The sequence below is a fragment of the Streptomyces sp. S4.7 genome (genome assembly GCF_010384365.1).
Taxonomy (GTDB): Bacteria; Actinomycetota; Actinomycetes; order Streptomycetales; family Streptomycetaceae; genus Streptomyces.
Genome location: NZ_CP048397.1, coordinates 4,233,185 through 4,251,078, shown reverse-complemented (window position 1 = coordinate 4,251,078; position 17,894 = coordinate 4,233,185). Strand labels below are relative to the sequence as shown.

Below are 17,894 nucleotides of genomic sequence, written 5' to 3'. Positions count from 1 at the left end.
AAGAGGCCCGCGTCAAGAGACCTTTTCAGGAGGACGTGTCGGCGGACGACTCCGACGAGGACCCGCCCGATCCGGATTCGGCGGGCGCCGACGTCTTCGGCCGCTGGCAGCCGGGCTGCTTCGCCATCGCCGCGCCGACGTCTCCGGACTGGAGCTTCTGCAGCGCCTCGTCACCGCTCGCGCTGAGCTTGTCGAGGTCGTCGGCGACGCCCTTGAGGCCGTCCGCGAACTTCGCCTGGTCCTTGGTGTCGAGGTCGTCCACGTCGCTCTTGAGCCCGGCGTACGCCTTGGAGGTGGCGTTCAGCTCACTGACGGCCTCCTTCTGGGTCTTCTCGCCGTCGTCGACGGGCGGGGCGCCCGCTCCGTCCACCGCGGCACCCAGCGCCTTGTAGGCGTCCGAGATGGACTGGAAGGCCGCCGCGTCGGTCTTCTGGACGTCGGCGGGCTTGCTGCTGTCCGAGGTCGCCTGCTGGATCGAGGCATTGGCGTTCGCGATCTTCGTCAGCTGCGGCTGGACCTGGTCGCAGACCTTCTTGGCCCAGTCGTTCACCTTGCTGTCGCTGTCGTCGCTGCACCCCGACAGCGCCATGAGCAGTACCGAGCCGCCGGACAGTGCGGCGGCGAGCTTCTTGTTCACCGGATTGGGTCCCTTCCAAGGCTCTCGGCCCCGGAACATACACGCCAAGTGGGTGACTACCGCATGCCGAGTGTCCGAACTATGGCCCTATGAAGTCATTTACACCCAGGGAGAGAACCCTCACTCCACCGCCGCCCGCAGCACATGGAACGGGCGGGCCACGCGCCAACACGCGTCGCCCGCCCGCCACTTGCCGTACCACCGCTTACGGGCGGACACGGTCCGCCACGAAGCGACTACAGGACGGCTAGGAAGCCACCGCCGGATCCGGCGACTTGGTCGTCCCGTCCCCGGAGCCGCCGCCCCCTTCGCCGCCGTCGTCGACGGTCACCGAGCGCCGCTTGGAGACGTACACCGCCCCGACGATCACGCCGATCGCCAGCACCGCCACCACCGCGCGCACCCCGGCGTTGGCGTCGTCGCCGTAGCTGAACTGCACCACCGCCGGAGCGATGAGCAGCGCCACCAGGTTCATGACCTTCAGCAGCGGGTTGATCGCCGGGCCGGCCGTGTCCTTGAACGGGTCGCCGACGGTGTCGCCGATGACGGTCGCGGCGTGGGCGTCGCTGCCCTTGCCGCCGTGATGGCCGTCCTCGACGAGTTTCTTGGCGTTGTCCCACGCCCCGCCGGAGTTGGCGAGGAAGACGGCCATCAGCGTGCCCGTGCCGATCGCGCCGGCCAGGAAGGAGCCCAGGGCGCCGACGCCGAGGGAGAAACCGACCGCGATCGGGGTGAGTACGGCGAGCAGACCCGGCGTGGCCAGCTCGCGCAGCGCGTCCTTCGTACAGATGTCGACGACTCGTCCGTACTCGGGCTTCTCCGTGTAGTCCATGATCCCGGGGTGCTCGCGGAACTGCCGCCGCACCTCGTAGACCACCGAACCGGCCGACCGGGAGACGGCGTTGATCGCGAGCCCCGAGAAGAGGAACACGACCGCGGCGCCGAGGATCAGGCCGACCAGGTTGTTGGGCTGGGAGATGTCGAGGCTCAGGCCCATCTCGTCGGCCTTCGCCCCCACGTCCGAGACGGCCGTGGCGATGGCGTCCCGGTACGAGCCGAAGAGCGCCGCCGCCGCCAGTACGGCGGTGGCGATGGCGATGCCCTTGGTGATGGCCTTCGTGGTGTTGCCCACGGCGTCGAGGTCGGTGAGCACCTGCGCGCCCGCGCCCTGGACGTCCCCGGACATCTCGGCGATGCCCTGCGCGTTGTCGGAGACGGGACCGAAGGTGTCCATGGCGACGATCACACCGACGGTGGTGAGCAGTCCGGTGCCGGCCAGCGCCACCGCGAAGAGCGCGAGCATTATCGAGGTGCCGCCGAGGAGGAACGCCCCGTAGACGCCGAGGCCGATCAGCAGCGCCGTGTAGACGGCGGACTCCAGACCGATGGCCACACCGGCCAGGACGACGGTGGCCGGCCCGGTGAGCGCCGATTTGCCGATGTCGCGGACCGGACGCCGGTTGGTCTCGGTGAAGTAGCCCGTGAGCTGCTGGATGAGCGCGGCGAGCACGATGCCGATGGCGACCGCGACCAGCGCGAACGTCCTCGGGTCACCGGAGTGCGAGGTGATCTCCTCGGCGCTCACGCCGTCCAACTCCGCGTACGTGGACGGCAGATACGTGTACGCCGCCACGGCCACCAGGACCAGCGAAATCACCGCGGAGATGAAGAAGCCGCGGTTGATCGCGGTCATTCCGCTGCGGTCGGAGGCCCGCGGCGCGACGGCGAAGATGCCGATCATCGCCGTGATGACACCGATCGCGGGAACGATCAGCGGGAAGCCGAGCCCGAAGTTGCCGAACGCGGCCGTGCCGAGGATGAGCGCGGCGACGAGTGTCACGGCGTACGACTCGAAGAGGTCGGCCGCCATACCGGCGCAGTCGCCGACGTTGTCCCCCACGTTGTCGGCGATGGTCGCCGCGTTGCGCGGGTCGTCCTCGGGGATGCCCTGCTCGACCTTGCCGACGAGGTCGGCGCCGACGTCCGCGGCCTTGGTGAAGATGCCGCCGCCGACACGCATGAACATAGCGATCAGCGCGGCACCGAGGCCGAAGCCCTCCAGGACCTTGGGGGCGTCCTCGGCGTAGACGAGGACCACGCAGGAGGCGCCCAGCAGGCCGAGGCCCACCGTGAACATGCCGACCACGCCACCGGTACGGAAAGCGATCTTCATTGCCTTGTGCGCGACGGCTGTCAGATCCTTTTCCGGTTCGCCTTCCGCCGGGGTCGCCTCTCGCGCGGCGGCGGCGACACGCACATTGCTGCGTACCGCGAGACGCATCCCGAAGTATCCGGTGGCCGCCGAGAAAAGCGCACCCACCAGGAAGAACAGTGAACGTCCCGCGCGTTCCGACCAGCCGTCGGCCGGAAGCAACAACAACAGGAAGAACACCACGACAGCGAAAATGCCGAGGGTGCGCAACTGCCGTGCCAGATAGGCATTCGCGCCTTCCTGTACGGCCGCCGCGATCTCCTTCATGGAGTCGGTGCCCTCGTCGGCCGCCAGTACCTGACGGACCAGCCGCTGGGCGACGAGCAGCGCCGCCAGCGCGATGACCGCGATGACGATCACGATCAGTCTGTTGCCGTCCGTGAGTATCGCGGCAGCGAGAGAAGTGGGGTGCTCGGACAGTAGTGGATCGATGTGGCCCGCCATTCGTCCTCCTTGACGCTCAGCGCTCAAGATGGACGGATTGTAGGGAGCGGAAGCTGATCAAAACAGAGTGCGCCGCGTGTAATTGACCTTGACTTGCGGAGCCATAAATGATCGGGCCCCGAAAAGCACTCCGAAATGCGTAATGGGATGAACGCATTGACTGGTGATCCATTATCCCGGAGAAATAGAAAAGGCCCTGCTCAGCAGGGCCTCAAGGAAATTGGATCACGCTCTCGATTCCGCCCGCGGGGCGGACCGCGCCGGACGGGCCGGCCGCCCGCCGCGGGCCGTGCACATACGCGTATTCAGGGGAGCGCGACCGCCGAGGCGGTCGGCCAGCTCATCCGGATGACGCCGCCGGTCCCGTCCGACGTCACTTCGACGTCGTCGACGAGGCCGCTGATGACCGCGAGACCCATCTCGTCCTCGCCATCGCCCGTGTCCGTCTCGTAGAGGTCGCCCGCGAGGACGGACCTGCGGGAGACCGGCACGTTCTCCGCGGCGGCCGTGGTGCCCGGAGCGGGAACCTCGTCGCCGACCTCGATGGAGAAGACCTTCTCCTCCTCGGCCAGCACGACCCGTACGGGCGCGGTGATGCCGTGGCTGCGGTGCAGACCGACCGCGCGGCTGCACGCCTCACCGACGGCGAGCCTGACCTCGTCCAACACTGCTTCGTCGACACCGGCCCGGCGCGCCACGGCAGCCGCCACCAGACGGGCCGTCCTGACATGCTCGGGCTGGGCGCTGAAGCGGAGTTCAACGGTGGCCATGCGATCCCCCTCAGACGTACGAGCGTGCGAAAACTGGGGCGCGGGCGCCCCGGACATGACGCCCGGGGCTCCCCGCCCTTCCTTCCGAAAGCCTCCGGCCGGACTCAGTCGGTGGCGGCGACGGCCTCGTCGACCGTGGTGTGAATGGGGAACACCTTGGTCAGGCCAGTGATCCGGAAGATCTTGAGAATGCGCTCCTGGTTGCAGACGAGCCGCAGCGAGCCCTCGTGGGCACGCACACGCTTGAGTCCACCCACGAGCACGCCCAGTCCGGTCGAGTCCAGGAAGTCCACGCCCTCCATGTCGACGACCAGGTGGTAGCTGCCGTCGTTCACCAACTCGACCAACTGCTCGCGCAGCTTGGGCGCGGTATACACATCAATCTCGCCACCGACCTCGACGACCGTACGGTCGCCACCGGGGCCGGACACATTGCGAGTCGACAGGGACAGGTCCACGGATCCTCCAGCACCTTGCAATCGAGCGGTCGCCCCTCGGGTCTCTCCCGACGGAGCCAGGGGGCGTATCGCCAGCCGCGATGGCATTCAATCACTTACCGGCAGCCATGCACGACGCCTTAGGACCATTGTCCGCCACGCCAGTGACAGACTCGGTGCCGATGGCCACGAATCACGGTCCTGGCAGGCCGCCCGAGAGCGGGGATTCCCGCCCCTCCCCCGGTACGGTCCTGGACCGGCTCACCGCGGGAGCGGGCCGGGCCGCGCGCATCACCCATACGGAGCACTTGCCCCCGCGTGCGGGTCGTCATGCGGTCTGGCCCGATCGCATCCGGCCAGAAGTGATCAACGCCATTCAACTGGCCGGGGTCGACCACCCGTGGGCCCACCAGGCGACCGCCGCCGAGCACGCCCTGGACGGCGAATCCGTCGTGATCGCCACCGGCACCGCGTCCGGCAAGTCCCTGGCCTACCTCGCGCCGGTGCTCAGCACGCTCCTGGAGGGCTCCGAGGCCCCCAACGGTCGCGGCACGACCGCCCTGTACCTCTCCCCGACGAAGGCGCTCGCCGCCGACCAGCGCCGCGCGGTGAAGGCCCTCGCCGCACCGCTCGGCAACAGCGTGCGCCCCGCCGTGTACGACGGCGACACCCCCGTCGAAGAGCGCGAATGGGTACGCCAGTACGCCAACTACGTCCTCACCAACCCCGACATGCTGCACCGCGGGATACTCCCCGCCCACCCCCGCTGGTCCTCCTTCCTGCGCTCCCTGCGCTACGTCGTCATCGACGAGTGCCACACCTATCGCGGTGTCTTCGGCTCCCATGTCGCCCAGGTCCTGCGCCGTCTGCGGCGTGTCTGCGCGCGGTACGGCTCCGATCCCGTCTTCCTCCTCGCCTCGGCCACCGCCGCCGAGCCCGCGTCGGCCGCCGGCCGGCTCACCGGTCTGCCCGTCCACGAGGTCGCCGACGACGCCTCACCCCGCGGCGAGGTCGTCTTCGCCCTCTGGGAGCCCCCTCTCACCGAACTCCACGGCGAGAAGGGCGCGCCCGTCCGACGCACCGCCACGGCGGAGACGGCCGACATCCTCACCGACCTGACCCTCCAGGACGTCCGTTCGGTCGCTTTCGTGCGGTCCCGGCGCGGCGCCGAACTGGTCTCGGTCATCGCCCAGGAACGCCTCGCCGAGGTCGACCCCTCCCTCGTGGGACGCGTCGCCGCCTACCGGGGCGGCTATCTCCCCGAGGAGCGCCGCGCCCTGGAGCGCGCCCTGCACTCCGGCGAACTCCTCGGCCTCGCCGCCACGACCGCCCTGGAACTGGGCATCGACGTCTCCGGCCTCGACGCCGTCGTCATCGCCGGCTATCCGGGCACCCGCGCCTCCCTGTGGCAGCAGGCGGGCCGCGCCGGACGGGCCGGCCAGGGCGCGCTGGCCATCCTGGTCGCCAGGGACGACCCGCTGGACACGTTCCTCGTCCACCACCCCGAGGCGCTGTTCCAGCAGCCCGTCGAATCCACCGTGCTCGACCCTGACAACCCGTACGTCCTCGCCCCCCATCTGTGCGCGGCCGCCGCCGAACTCCCGCTCACCGAGGCCGATCTGGCCCTCTTCGGCCCCGCTGTGCCCGAGCTGCTGCCGCAGCTCGTCACCGCGGGGCTGCTGCGGCGGCGCACCACCGGCTGGTACTGGACCCGCCGTGAGCGGGCCGCCGATCTCGCCGACATCCGGGGCGAGGGCGGCCGGCCCGTCCAGATCGTCGAGGCGGGCACCGGCAGGCTGCTCGGCACCGTCGACGAAGCGGCCTCCCACACCGCCGTGCACGACGGCGCCGTCCATCTGCACCAGGGCCGGACCTATCTCGTGAAGCGGCTGGACCTGGCGGACTCGGTCGCGCTCGTCGAGGAGGCCGCCCCGCCGTACTCCACCACCGCGCGCGACACCACCGCCATCTCCGTCCTCGAAACCGACACGGAGATTCCGTGGGGCGACGGACGCCTCTGTTACGGCTCCGTCGAGGTCACCAACCAGGTCGTCTCCTTCCTCCGCCGCCGGCTCATGACCGGCGAGGTCCTGGGCGAGAGCAAACTCGATCTGCCGCCCCGCACACTGCGCACCCGCGCCGTCTGGTGGACGGTCACCGAGGACCAGCTCGACGCCGCCCGGGTCAATCCCGAGCAGTTGGGCGGCGCCCTGCACGCCGCCGAGCACGCGTCCATCGGGATGCTCCCGCTGTTCGCGACCTGCGACCGCCGGGACATCGGCGGCGTCTCCGTACCGCTCCACCCGGACACCCTGCTGCCGACGGTGTTCGTGTACGACGGCCACCCCGGCGGCGCGGGATTCGCCGAACGCGCCTTCCACACCGCGCGCGAATGGCTCACCGCGACCCGCGAGGCGATCGCCTCGTGCGAGTGCGAGGCGGGCTGCCCGTCGTGCATCCAGTCCCCGAAGTGCGGCAACGGCAACGAGCCCCTGCACAAGCGCGCGGCCGTACGGCTCCTGGGCGAACTCCTGCGGTCGGCGCCACCTCCGGCACAGACACCGGACCTGCCGGACCTGCCCGAGCCACGGACGGCCGAGGCCGCAGCGGAGGCCGGAGCGGACGTCACGGGCTGAGGGTGTCGGGCGGCGGCGGGCCGGGCCCCGAGGCCGACGGCGCGGCCGCCGGTGGCGTCCCCGGTACCTGTACCGGGGACGTGGCGGGCGCGGCCGGGGACGTGGGCCCGGATACGGACGCGGGCGCCGCGTCCGGTGGGCCCGCGCGGGACCTGACCATCGGGGCGTACGGGCCGAAGCCGGCCCGCGCGGTCACGTCCGCGACCTCGCCGACGACCGCGCACCGCACCACCTCCGCCCCCTGCGCCCCGGCCACCTCGGCCGCCCGCGCGCAGGCGGCCTGCGCCCCGCGCAGCGCGTGACCGGCCGCCGCCAGCGCCGCCAGATCCGCCGCCGAGCCCGCGCGGTGCCTGGCCACCACCGCCTGGCCCATGGCGAGGACCACCGCGAAGACGGCGATCAGCGCGGTTGTCGCCATGGCCGCCCACACCGTCGCCGACCCCCGGTCCCGGCTCATGGCACCTCCTTCGCGGGCGCTGCCCCGCCCGCCGCCGTGTCCTCGGCCGGTGCCACCGCTTCCGCGGCGAGCGTCAGGGCGATACCCCGGGGCCCCGGCGTCGGGGCCTCCACCCGCACCCGCCACAGGTCCTCCGACCGGGCCAGCGTGACCTCGGCGCCCGCAGGAGCGGCCGAGCGGGCGGCCTCCACCGCCGCGGCCCGGGGCTCGGACCGGGCCGCGGCCCGAGCCCCCGCCCTCGCGGCGTCCACGCACTGGATCTGCGCGGAGGCCGCCATCAGGGCCCACAGCAGCGCCGCGACGAACACCACCAGGGCCGGCACCGCCACGGCCGCCTCCGCCGTCACCGACCCGCGATCGCCGTCCTCTCCAGAGAGCCGGGAGGTCCCGACACCGTCGACCGCCGCTCCGGACTCAGAATTTCGCATCGAGAGCGTTCCCGATGACCGACTCCAGGGCGCCGGTGACAGACGCACTCGTGACCACCTTGTAGAGCCCGGCGGCGAGACCGCACGCGGCGAGCGTCACCATCGCGTACTCGGCGCTCACATTTCCGGAGTCCGCGCGCAGGCGGGCCCGGGTCCGCAGTCCGCTTCCCATCCGTGGGCCACTGCCGACCCGTGCCCCGCTCCGGCGCAGTCGGCACATCCTGCTCGCCCCCTCCACCACACGCCACGCCTGTCGTCCCGACAGCCCCGTCCGCATCTTCATGTCAACCTCCCGTTGGACCAGCACAGTTGGATCAGCACAGTTGAATGAGCAGAGTTGAATGAGCACAGCTGAAACAGCTCGGCCGGAGAGCTCAGTTGCCCCGCAGCAGCCCGGTCGCCAGACCGATCACCACCGGGGCCACCCCCACCGCCAGGAAGGCGGGCAGGAAGCACAGCCCCACCGGGGCGGTGATCAGCGCCTGGGCGCGGCCCGCGCGCGCCGCCGCCTGCCGGGCGCGCTCCGCCCTGAGCCGGTCGGCCAGCCGGGCGACGGGCTCCGCCGCCGGCGCTCCCGTGGATCCGGCCCGCTCCAGACAGCGGGCCAGGTCCGAGGCGCCCGGTATCTCGCCGAACCGTCCCCACGTCTCGACCGGTTCGCCCCCGAGCCGCAGCGCCGCCGCCGTACTCACCAGCCGGTCGCCCACCGGCCCGCCGAGCGACTCACCCACGGCCTCCGCCGCCTCGCGCGGACCCGCGCCCGCCGACACACAGGCGGCCAACAGATCGGCGGCGAGTGGCAATTGCCGCGCGGCCTCGTCCGCCGCCGCCGTGGAGTCCGGCTTGCGGGTACGCAGCCACCGCCCGACGCCGTACGCACAGGCGAGACCCACCGCCGGTCCGACGATTCCCCCGACCAGGGCCCAGCCGAGGCAGCCGATCCCCAACGGCGGCCCCCACCGCCTGAGTCGGACCCCGAACTCCGGTCCAGCGCGCCACCGGCGGGGCGCCCTCTCCATGGCAAGCAGCGTCACCATCCGCCCGCGCGCGGCCCGTTCGCGCCGCCACCCCGACCAGGCGAGGACCACGGCAACCACCGCCGCCAGCAGCGAGGCGGCCACCCACACGCTGTGGACGAAATCCCCCTGCGCTAGCCGCTCGTTCATGACGCGCCCCCGCCCCGGACGATCCGCCCCGCCCACCAGAAGCCCGCCGCCTCCAGCAGCCCGCCCACCGCCAGACAGCTCAGTCCGGCAGGGGTGTGCAGCAGCACGCTCAACGGGTCGGCGCCCATGGCCCAGCCCATCGCCAGACCCACCAGGGGCAGGAGCGCCAGCACCACGACGGTGGACCACGCGCCGGCCAACTGAGCCCGTAGGGCTTCTTGTTGGTCCCGCTGGGCCCGCAGAGCCGTACCGAGCCGTTCGAGCCCGGCGGCGAGTCCCGCCCCTCCGTCGACCGCGACCCGCCAACAGGCCGCGACCCCGACGAGGCCCTCCGCGCCCGGCAGCCGGGCCGCCCTGCGCAGGGCCGCGGGGACGTCGCCCCCGAAGCGGGCATCCGCGACCACCAGGGCGATCTCCGGTCCGCCCAGGTCACGGCCGACGGCCCGGACGGCGGTGGTGAGAGCCTCGGCCGGTTGCGCCCCGGCCCTCAGCTCCCCGACGAGCACGTCACAGAGACCGCGCACGGCCTCGGCACGCCGCTCCGCAGCCCGCCGCCGCTCCCCGGCCCGCAGCCGCCGCCGCACGAGCGGCACGGCGACCGCACCGGCGACCAGCGGCAGCACCGACTCGCCCCACAGAGCGAGCACCGCCGCGACGGGCAGACAGAACCACGCCTTCGGCAACCCCGTCAGCCACTTCCGCACCGCTGTCGCCGCACGCCCCGACGACGGCGCCGCCTTCCGCCTCGTCCCAGCCCCGGCCGGACCGCCGGCGCCGGCGCCGAACAACAGCTCCGCCCGCCGTGACACCGCCCCACCGCCCGCCCAGTGCCACACCGCCAGTCCCGCGGACACAGCGGCGCAGAAGGCGGTGACGCTCATCGGCAGCGGGATCAGGGTCATCCTCCCCTCCGCCGTCACAGCGCGTCCCCGATCAGCGACCGCAGCCTCGGCCAGCCCCGTTCGTACGCGAAGCCCTCCGCGCCCCAGCACAGCGCGGGCACCGGCACCACCAGCCCCGCCGCGTCCCGCTCCAGCACGTGCACCTCGGCGATACGACGCCTCCCGGAACGGTCCCGTACGAGATGGATCACCACCGACAGCGCCGCCGCCAGCTGGCTGTGCAGGGCGGCCCGGTCGAGCCCGGCGGCCGTCCCGAGCGCTTCCAGCCGCGCGGGCACGTCGGCGGCGGTGTTCGCGTGGACCGTCCCGCAGCCGCCCTCGTGGCCCGTGTTCAGCGCCGCGAGGAGCGTCGTCACCTCCGCGCCGCGCACCTCGCCGACCACCAGCCGGTCGGGCCGCATCCGCAACGCCTGCCGGACCAGGTCCTCCAGCGTCACCTCGCCCGCACCCTCCTGGTTGGCGGGCCGCCCTTCCAGGCGCACCACGTGCGGGTGGTCGGGCCTCAACTCGGCCGAGTCCTCGGCCAGTACGATCCGCTCGCGCTCATCCACCAGGCCGAGCAGTGCGGACAGGAGAGTCGTCTTTCCTGAGCCCGTGCCGCCGCTGATCAGGAACGACACCCGGGCCTCGATCAGTGCCCGCAGCAGTCGCTCGCCGCCCGGCGGGACCGTCCCGGCCGCGGTGAGCTCCGCCGGTGAGAAGGCGCGGGGGCGCACGACCCGCAGCGACAGGCAGGTCGATCCGACGGCCACCGGGGGCAGCACCGCATGCATCCGCGTCCCGTCGGGCAGCCGGGCGTCCACCCACGGACGCGCGTCGTCCAGCCGTCTGCCCGCCACCGCCGCGAGCCGCTGCGCCAGCCTCCGTACGGCCGAGGCATCCGCGAACGAGACGTCCGTCAGCTCCAGCCCGCCGCCCCGGTCGACCCAGACCCGGTCGGGCGCCGAGACCAGCACGTCGGTCACGGAGGGGTCGGCCAGCAGGGGCTCCAGCGGCCCCGTCCCGACCAGCTCGCACCTCAACTCCTCGGCGGCGCCGAGCACTTCCGTATCCCCAAGGAGCCTCCCCTGGGCCCGCAGAGCCGCCGCCACGCGCGCCGGGGTCGGCTCGGCCCCGCTCTCGGCCAGACGCTGCCGTACGGCGTCCAGGAGCGCTCCACCGACCTGCGCGCCCCGGGGCCGCGCCACGGCGCTCACGCGGTCACGCTCCCGTCCCCGGCACCCACCAGCGCGCGGTCCCAGAACGCGGCGCAGAATCGCGCCAGCGGCCCCCGCGCGTTCGCCCCCGGCGGCGCCCCGCTCTCCTGGGCGGCCAACAGGCCCGGCTCCTTGGGAAGTTCACCTACGAGCGGCAGGCGCAGCGCGTCGGCCACCCAACTGTCGTCCAGCCCGGTCGCGTACGGCCCGCGGACCACCGCCCGCAGGTCCGGCAGGACCATGCCCACCAAGGACGCGACCCGGCCGGCGGCCGCGACGGCCCGCAGCTCTCCCGGCACCACCAGCAGCCCGACGTCCAACTGCGCCAGGGCCTCAGCCACTCCCTCGTCGACCCGGCGCGGCAGATCCACGACCACGACCGCGCACCGCCTGCGGGCCGCCGCGAGGACGGACCGCATGGCCTCGGGCGGGAGCAGCACAGAGTCGCCCCGGTCCCAGCTGAGGACGCGCAGATCGTGCAGCCTGGGCAGCGACTCCTCCAGCGCACCTCCCGCCACCCGCCCTTTGGAGGCGGCGAAATCAGGCCACCGGCGCCCCTCCACCCGCTCGCCGCCGAGCAGCACGTCGAGCCCGCCTCCGAGCGGATCGCCGTCGACGAGCATGGTCCGCAGGCCCTGCCTGGCGGCCGTGACCGCCAGGGCGCAGGCCAGCGTCGAAGCCCCGGCGCCGCCCCGGCCGCCCATCACCCCGACGGTGAGCGCCTGGCGCCCCACTCCTTCGGCGACGTCGGCGATCCGGTCCACCAGCCAGCTCTCGGCGTCGGGCAGCCGCAGCACACAGTCGGCGCCGATCTCGACCGCCCGCCGCCATACGTCCGGGTCGTCCTGGTCCCGGCCGACGAGCAGCACGTCCCGGCGCCGGGTGGCGGACCGGCAGCGTGAGGCCGCGTCGTCACCCACCAGGACCAGCGGCGCGGACTCCCAACCACCCCGCCGCTCGGGCACGGAGTGGTGCACCTCCGGCTCCGCGCCGGCGGCCGCGCACAGCCGCAGCAGATCGTCGAGCAGCTCGACGTCCTCGGTCACGATCAGCGGTCCGGCCAGGCGCCCTTCGGCGACCGGCGAGCGGTCGGACATCCTGAATCCAGCCATTCTCTCCACCCCCTATTTACCGCGATCCCGGATCGATGTCCGCAGTCGCGCCGAAGCGCGAACCCCTGTCTTCCGCGGACACCCGAAGGGCATCGGCGGAGCGGGCTCTCCGCGATCTCGAAGTGATCCGGCATCTGCGATTCCGGCTACCGCGAACTTTCGCGGTGGGAAATCACCGTGCACCGCCCGGAAAAAACGTGTGGATCTTGCCCAAAAGCTGTGGACAACTCACCGGTTGTGAATATCTCCGTAGCTCATACCGGTGACTTCCGAGAGCAGCCTGACGACTACGCACAGTGACGAGTAGAGTGCGAATCGGACCCGCGCACGCGAAGCGCGACGAGGGGAGGGAATGTGCGAAGGCCGCGGACCCGAGCGCCGGAAACGCATCCGGACATGCGACGACCCCCGCCGGGGGGGAGAGCGGGGGTCGTCCCCCAGACCGACTCGGGGGGGGGGAGGAGCCGGACCAGGTGAGCACGGTCGCGAACGATCCGTGACTTCCATGGTGTACCCGAGAGCCTTCTCAGGCAAACCCACGCGCCGTACCTTACGCCGAATGGTGGGCGCCTATGCTCGACTTCGTGGAAAACCACTCCTTGCCTCGCACAGCGGCCTTCTTTGACCTGGACAAGACGGTCATTGCGAAGTCGTCGACGTTGACCTTCAGCAAGTCCTTCTATCAAGGCGGACTGATCAACCGCCGAGCCGTACTGCGCACCGCATACACGCAGTTCGTCTTTCTCGCCGGCGGCGCCGATCACGACCAGATGGAGCGCATGCGCGAGTACCTCTCCGCGCTCTGCAAGGGCTGGAACGTCCAGCAGGTCAAGGAGATCGTCGCCGAGACGCTGCACGATCTCATCGACCCGATCATCTATGACGAGGCAGCCTCCCTCATCGAGGATCACCACACGGCCGGACGCGACGTGGTGATCGTCTCCACGTCCGGCGCGGAGGTCGTCGAGCCCATCGGCGAACTCCTCGGCGCCGACCGGGTCGTGGCGACCCGCATGGTCGTCGGCGAGGACGGCTGCTTCACGGGCGAGATCGAGTACTACGCGTACGGGCCGACCAAGGCCGCGGCGGTCAAGGCGCTCGCCGCGTCCGAGGGGTACGACCTGGACCGCTGTTACGCGTACAGCGACTCCGCCACCGACCTGCCGATGCTCCAGTCGGTCGGCCACCCGTACGCGGTCAATCCGGACAGGGCGCTACGCCGCGAGGCGGTGGCCCGCGATTGGCCGATTCTCGTCTTCGACCGGCCGGTCCGGCTCAAGCAGCGACTGCCGGCCTTCTCCATGCCGCCACGGCCGGCACTCGTGGCGGCGGCAGCGGTGGGCGCGGCGGCGGCCACCGCCGGGCTGGTCTGGTACGCGAGTCGGCGACGCCAGGCGGCTTCCGCGTGACCGGACCGGGCGACGGATCGACCACGGCCGCGCGGTTCGCCCTTATTTGAACCTAAAAGTAAAGTTGCGGAGCGAGGGCTTTCGCTTGCTTCCGCACAGGAGTACAAAGGAATCAACGGCCCGCGAGACCAAGGACATCCGCGAGGATGACCTGTTGACGCAAGAAGGCCCCACGGACCGCGCATGAAAGCCGAGTACCCACGCGACGTCGACCCGTCGATTACGGGCCAGCCGCACCAGGGACGGGCGAAGTACCCGACCTGATGGGCAAAATTACGAGGACGCCTGGTAACTGGGTGGACGTGCCAGCGGCGGTACCTGTCCGGTACCGCCGCATTCGTGTGAAGCGACCGCGCGCCGAAGATCCCCCGCCGCCGGAATGGCCGGCGACAGCGGCCAGCGCGGCTCAGGCCGCGCCGCGCTGGAGCGCCTCGCACACGGCGGTCGACTCCCTGACACCCAGTTCGACCGCGCGCCCGCAGTGCGCGATCCAGGCCGCCATCCCCTCCGGCGTCCCGGAGAGATAACCGTCGAACGCCGCCACGTAAGCGGCGCGCCCCAACTCCGCGTGTCCGACCTCGGACGGGCAGATCGACTTGGGGTCGAGTCCGCTGCCGATCAGCACGATCCGCTCGGCGGCGCGCGCCACCAGGCCGTTGTACGAGCCGAAGGGGCGCAGCGCCAGCAGTTCGCCGTGCACCACGGCCGCCGTGACGAGCGCGGGCGCCGAACTCCCCTCGACCACCAACTCCGAGAGGACGTCCAGCCGTCCGGCCACCTCGTCGGCGCCGGGCAGCGGTGCCTCGATCAGTGGTTTGGGGCTGTCCGGCCCCGGCGTCTCGACGACCGGTTCACCGGCCAGCCTCGGCCGGCCCACCGTCTCCCCCGCGACCCCGGAATCCTCGGCGACCGTGGCTCCCGCGCCGACACCACCGGCCGCCACCAGATGCAGCCGGGCCAGCACCCGCACCGGCGACTGCCGCCAGATGGAGAGGAGTTGGCCCGCCTCGGCGGTCAGCCGCAGCGCGGCCCCCACCGTCAGCGCGTCGGCCGCGGAGCCGAAGTCGCTGCGCCTGCGTACCTCTTCCAGCGCCCAGTCCGCCCCGGAGAGCGCCGCCGATCCGCGCGCGGCGCGCAGCGCGGCCTCTGAGGTGACCTCGTTGCTGCGCCGTCTCATCACGCGGTGCCCGTAGACCCGGTCGACCGCCTCGCGCACCGAATCCACCGCGTCGGGGACCCCCGGCAGGGAGCCCAGTGTGGCGAGAGGGTCACGCCCTCGCGGAGCGGACGAAGCGTTCGAAGCTGTCGTACTCATAGGTAGCAAGGCTACGCGCCCACAGCGCGCGCCCCACGTTGGAGTGGTCTTCTTCACCGGGTGCGAAAGCACACAGCGACAACGGCACTACGCTAGGTGAACATGAAGATCGCTTTCGTGGGGAAGGGCGGCAGCGGCAAGACGACGCTGGCCTCGCTCTTCATCCGCCATCTGACCGCCAACGAGGCCCCCGTCATCGCGGTGGACGCCGACATCAACCAGCATCTCGGGGCCGCGCTCGGTCTCGACGAGGAGCAGACCGCCGCGCTGCCCGCGATGGGCGCGCATCTCCCGCTCATCAAGGAGTATCTGCGCGGCACCAACCAGCGGATCACCTCCGCCGACTCGATGATCAAGACGACGCCCCCGGGCGAGGGTTCCCGGCTGCTGCGGGTCCGCGAGTCCAACCCGGTGTACGAAGCCTGCGCCCGTACCGTCCGGCTGGACGACGGCGACATCGAGCTGATGGCCACGGGTCCCTTCACCGAGTCCGACCTGGGGGTGGCCTGCTACCACTCCAAGGTCGGCGCGGTCGAACTCTTCCTGAACCACCTGATCGACGGCCCGGACGAGTACGTCGTGGTCGACATGACGGCGGGCTCGGACTCGTTCGCGTCCGGGATGTTCACCCGTTTCGACATGACGTTCCTGGTGGTGGAGCCGACGCGCAAGGGGGTGTCGGTCTACCGCCAGTACAAGGAGTACGCACGGGACTTCGGCATCGCGCTCAACGTCGTCGGCAACAAGGTCCAGGCACAGGACGATGTGGACTTCCTCCAGGACGAGGTGGGCGACGACCTGCTCGTCACCGTTGGCCACTCCAACTGGGTGCGGTCGATGGAGAAGGGCCGCCCTGCCCCCTTCGAGCTGCTGGAGGCGGAGAACCGGGTGGCGCTCCAGGTCCTTGAGGACGCCGCCGAGGACTCGTACGCGAACCGCGACTGGGAGCGCTACACACGGCAGATGGTGCACTTCCACCTCAGGAACGCGGAGAGCTGGGGCAATGCGAAGACCGGCGGGGACCTGGCCGCACAGGTCGACCCGGCGTTCGTGCTCCGCGAGGACGCGGCGGTCCCGCAGCCGAGCTGAACGGCGACGTGGCGGTACGGGCGGCGCGCCGAGGCACCCGCCCGAACCGCCCGCACCACCGCCCGAACCGCCCGAACCGCTCGGACCGCCCGCGGCTCGCGGCTCGCGGGCGCCCGTGCCTTGGAATCAGCGCGCCGCCGTTCCCTCCTCGGAGCCCGCGCCGGGGTCCGCGTCCGGAACCGGCGGGGTGGCCGGGGCGGCCGGTGAGTCGGAAGCCCCCGGACCCGCCAGAGCCGCGGGGGCCGTCGGGGAGGCCGGCGCGACGGGAGCTGTCAGATACGACTGCCAGCCGCCCTTGGGCTTCTGCCCAACGGCCAGCCCTCGCAGCCTTTCGAGCGTCTGCGGGTCCTGCGCGTCCAGCCAGTCCGCCAGTTCCTTGAACGTCACGCACCGCACGCCGTCCTTCACACAGACGGTCTTGATCGTCTCCTCGACGGCGCGCATGTACGTGCCGCCGTTCCACGACTCGAAGTGGTTGCCGATGATCAGCGGCGCGCGGTTGCCGTCATAGGAACGGCCGAAGGCCTGGAGCAGGCCGTCCCGCATCTGGTTGCCCCAGTACTCGTGCTGGGAGGGGTCGCCGTTGACCGTCTTCGACTGGTTGAACATGAAGTTGTAGTCCATCGAGAGCGTCTCGAACTGCCGCCCCGGCACCGGGACGAGCTGGAGCGGGATGTCCCACATGCCCTCGGTCTTCTTCGGCCAGACCTGGGTGCCGACGCCGCTGGAGTCGTAGCGGAAGCCCATCGTCTTCGCCGCCCGCATCATGTTCTGCTGCCCTTCCAGGCAGGGTGTGCGGGCGCCGACGAGCTCCTTCTCGTAGTCGAAGGGCAGCGGGGCCTCGGCGGTCAGGCCGGTGTTGGTCTTCCAGTTCTTGACGAACGCCTTGGCCTGGCCGATCTCGCTCTTCCAGTCCTCGACCGACCAGTTGCCGACGCCGTTCGCCCCGCAGAAGTGACCGTTGAAGTGGGTGCCGATCTCGTTGCCGTCCTGCCAGGCGGCGCGCAGTTCACGCAGTGTGTTCCTGATCCCCTCGGTGTCGTTGAAGCCGATGTCCGAGCGGCCGACGGCGTGCTGGGGCGGGCTGTACTGCTTGGACTTCTCCTTCGGCAGCAGATAGACGCCGCTGAGGAAGTACGTCATCTTCGCGTCGTACTTCTTGCCGACCTCGCGGAAGTGGGAGAAGAGCTTCTGGCTGTCCTCACCGGCCCCGTCCCAGGAGAACACCACGAACTGGGGCGGCTTCTGACCGGGCTTCAGACGCTCCGGTTTGAGGACCCCGGGCTGGGTGCCGGTGTACGCGGTCGAGCCGTCGCCGATGAGCCGCACCGCGCTCTTGGCCGGGCCCGCCCCCTTCTTCGCGCCATGGGAGCCGTCCTCGGTCTCGGCGTTGGCCTTGTCCTTCGGTTCCGGCGAACCGGCCCCCGAACATCCGGCGAGTCCCACGGCCAGCGCCGTGACAGCCGCACCGCAGACGATCCTCTTCGTGACGGCCAGCATCGGCCCACCTCCTCAGATTCTGTGCGTCGAAGCGTCGAAACGCCGGGCACGGCGCCGAGCGCCGACAACGTCGCACTGGGACCCGAGGGGGATCGGTATGACAAGCCGTACAAAATGACTATTCACTGGCGCGAGTGAAAGTTTGCCCCATTTGCCCCGAAAGTCATGCCTGAATCTTTACTCT

General features: G+C 71.3%; 16 protein-coding genes. 3 read left to right on the top strand and 13 right to left on the bottom strand.

The annotated features are described in order from the left end of the window. Positions 1 to 25: 25 nt before the first annotated feature. The 4 genes from SSPS47_RS18960 to SSPS47_RS18945 all read right to left on the bottom strand — a co-directional run bounded on the left by SSPS47_RS18960 (position 26) and on the right by SSPS47_RS18945 (position 4,521). Complete coding sequence (locus tag SSPS47_RS18960; RefSeq protein WP_164252110.1) at positions 26 to 637, bottom strand: small secreted protein; 612 nt, start codon at positions 635 to 637, stop codon at positions 26 to 28. Between the two features lie 247 nt (positions 638 to 884). Next, positions 885 to 3,293, bottom strand: a complete 2,409-nt coding sequence (locus tag SSPS47_RS18955) for a sodium-translocating pyrophosphatase (RefSeq protein WP_164252109.1) — start codon at positions 3,291 to 3,293, stop codon at positions 885 to 887. A 305-nt stretch (positions 3,294 to 3,598) separates the two neighbouring features. Then, a complete protein-coding gene (locus SSPS47_RS18950) occupies positions 3,599 to 4,063 on the bottom strand; it encodes an ATP-binding protein (RefSeq protein ID WP_164252108.1) in 465 nt (154 codons plus the stop codon). A gap of 104 nt (positions 4,064 to 4,167) precedes the next feature. Beyond that, on the bottom strand, positions 4,168 to 4,521 hold the full coding sequence (locus SSPS47_RS18945) for an STAS domain-containing protein (RefSeq protein WP_003967428.1): 354 nt from the start codon (positions 4,519 to 4,521) through the stop codon (positions 4,168 to 4,170). A gap of 80 nt (positions 4,522 to 4,601) precedes the next feature. Between SSPS47_RS18945 and SSPS47_RS18940 the strand changes: the two genes are divergently transcribed. Continuing rightward, a complete protein-coding gene (locus tag SSPS47_RS18940; RefSeq protein ID WP_239064976.1) occupies positions 4,602 to 7,136 on the top strand; it encodes a DEAD/DEAH box helicase in 2,535 nt (844 codons plus the stop codon). On the opposite strand, the gene SSPS47_RS18935 is transcribed toward SSPS47_RS18940, so the two are convergent. From SSPS47_RS18935 to ssd, 7 genes are all read right to left on the bottom strand, one after another. Further along, on the bottom strand, positions 7,126 to 7,593 hold the full coding sequence (locus tag SSPS47_RS18935; protein WP_164252106.1) for an Rv3654c family TadE-like protein: 468 nt from the start codon (positions 7,591 to 7,593) through the stop codon (positions 7,126 to 7,128). The genes SSPS47_RS18940 and SSPS47_RS18935 overlap by 11 nt on opposite strands. After that, entirely contained in the window at positions 7,590 to 8,021 is a 432-nt protein-coding gene (locus SSPS47_RS18930; protein WP_164252105.1) for a TadE family type IV pilus minor pilin, read from the bottom strand. Before SSPS47_RS18930 ends, SSPS47_RS18935 begins: the two co-directional genes overlap by 4 nt. Continuing rightward, a complete protein-coding gene (locus tag SSPS47_RS35535; RefSeq protein ID WP_239064975.1) occupies positions 8,008 to 8,304 on the bottom strand; it encodes a DUF4244 domain-containing protein in 297 nt (98 codons plus the stop codon). The genes SSPS47_RS18930 and SSPS47_RS35535 overlap by 14 nt, the downstream gene beginning before the upstream one ends. Positions 8,305 to 8,395: 91 nt before the next feature. After that, on the bottom strand, positions 8,396 to 9,187 hold the full coding sequence (locus tag SSPS47_RS18920) for a type II secretion system F family protein (RefSeq protein WP_164252104.1): 792 nt from the start codon (positions 9,185 to 9,187) through the stop codon (positions 8,396 to 8,398). Then, the gene (locus SSPS47_RS18915) at positions 9,184 to 10,089 is read right to left on the bottom strand and encodes a type II secretion system F family protein (protein WP_239064974.1); all 906 of its coding nucleotides are present in this window, start codon (positions 10,087 to 10,089) and stop codon (positions 9,184 to 9,186) included. The genes SSPS47_RS18920 and SSPS47_RS18915 overlap by 4 nt, the downstream gene beginning before the upstream one ends. A 14-nt stretch (positions 10,090 to 10,103) precedes the next feature. Then, positions 10,104 to 11,276, bottom strand: coding sequence for a TadA family conjugal transfer-associated ATPase (locus SSPS47_RS18910; protein ID WP_164254717.1), 1,173 nt, complete (start codon positions 11,274 to 11,276; stop codon positions 10,104 to 10,106). A gap of 5 nt (positions 11,277 to 11,281) precedes the next feature. Further along, a complete protein-coding gene (ssd, locus tag SSPS47_RS18905; RefSeq protein WP_164252103.1) occupies positions 11,282 to 12,397 on the bottom strand; it encodes a septum site-determining protein Ssd in 1,116 nt (371 codons plus the stop codon). Between the two features lie 572 nt (positions 12,398 to 12,969). Between ssd and SSPS47_RS18900 the strand changes: the two genes are divergently transcribed. Beyond that, positions 12,970 to 13,806, top strand: coding sequence for an HAD-IB family hydrolase (locus SSPS47_RS18900; RefSeq protein WP_147873647.1), 837 nt, complete (start codon positions 12,970 to 12,972; stop codon positions 13,804 to 13,806). Positions 13,807 to 14,212: 406 nt separating this feature from the next. On the opposite strand, the gene SSPS47_RS18895 is transcribed toward SSPS47_RS18900, so the two are convergent. Beyond that, positions 14,213 to 15,121, bottom strand: a complete 909-nt coding sequence (locus tag SSPS47_RS18895) for an oxidoreductase (protein ID WP_164252102.1) — start codon at positions 15,119 to 15,121, stop codon at positions 14,213 to 14,215. 102 nt (positions 15,122 to 15,223) lie between these two features. Between SSPS47_RS18895 and SSPS47_RS18890 the strand changes: the two genes are divergently transcribed. Further along, positions 15,224 to 16,210 (top strand): ATP-binding protein, encoded by a 987-nt coding sequence (locus SSPS47_RS18890; RefSeq protein WP_147873645.1) that lies wholly within the window; start codon positions 15,224 to 15,226, stop codon positions 16,208 to 16,210. Between the two features lie 126 nt (positions 16,211 to 16,336). On the opposite strand, the gene SSPS47_RS18885 is transcribed toward SSPS47_RS18890, so the two are convergent. Then, entirely contained in the window at positions 16,337 to 17,710 is a 1,374-nt protein-coding gene (locus SSPS47_RS18885) for a hypothetical protein (protein ID WP_239064973.1), read from the bottom strand. Positions 17,711 to 17,894 lie beyond the last annotated feature (184 nt).

What these genes read in the sequence shown, in the direction of transcription:
- SSPS47_RS35535 (WP_239064975.1), bottom strand. Translation starts at nt 8,304, where the DNA reads ATGAAGATGCGGACGGGGCTGTCGGGACGACAGGCGTGGCGTGTGGTG.
- SSPS47_RS18890 (WP_147873645.1), top strand. Translation starts at nt 15,224, where the DNA reads ATGAAGATCGCTTTCGTGGGGAAGGGCGGCAGCGGCAAGACGACGCTG.
- SSPS47_RS18900 (WP_147873647.1), top strand. Translation starts at nt 12,970, where the DNA reads ATGCTCGACTTCGTGGAAAACCACTCCTTGCCTCGCACAGCGGCCTTC.
- SSPS47_RS18920 (WP_164252104.1), bottom strand. Translation starts at nt 9,187, where the DNA reads ATGAACGAGCGGCTAGCGCAGGGGGATTTCGTCCACAGCGTGTGGGTG.
- SSPS47_RS18895 (WP_164252102.1), bottom strand. Translation starts at nt 15,121, where the DNA reads ATGAGTACGACAGCTTCGAACGCTTCGTCCGCTCCGCGAGGGCGTGAC.
- SSPS47_RS18930 (WP_164252105.1), bottom strand. Translation starts at nt 8,021, where the DNA reads ATGCGAAATTCTGAGTCCGGAGCGGCGGTCGACGGTGTCGGGACCTCC.
- SSPS47_RS18935 (WP_164252106.1), bottom strand. Translation starts at nt 7,593, where the DNA reads ATGAGCCGGGACCGGGGGTCGGCGACGGTGTGGGCGGCCATGGCGACA.
- SSPS47_RS18885 (WP_239064973.1), bottom strand. Translation starts at nt 17,710, where the DNA reads ATGCTGGCCGTCACGAAGAGGATCGTCTGCGGTGCGGCTGTCACGGCG.
- ssd (WP_164252103.1), bottom strand. Translation starts at nt 12,397, where the DNA reads ATGGCTGGATTCAGGATGTCCGACCGCTCGCCGGTCGCCGAAGGGCGC.
- SSPS47_RS18940 (WP_239064976.1), top strand. Translation starts at nt 4,602, where the DNA reads ATGGCATTCAATCACTTACCGGCAGCCATGCACGACGCCTTAGGACCA.
- SSPS47_RS18955 (WP_164252109.1), bottom strand. Translation starts at nt 3,293, where the DNA reads ATGGCGGGCCACATCGATCCACTACTGTCCGAGCACCCCACTTCTCTC.
- SSPS47_RS18950 (WP_164252108.1), bottom strand. Translation starts at nt 4,063, where the DNA reads ATGGCCACCGTTGAACTCCGCTTCAGCGCCCAGCCCGAGCATGTCAGG.
- SSPS47_RS18915 (WP_239064974.1), bottom strand. Translation starts at nt 10,089, where the DNA reads ATGACCCTGATCCCGCTGCCGATGAGCGTCACCGCCTTCTGCGCCGCT.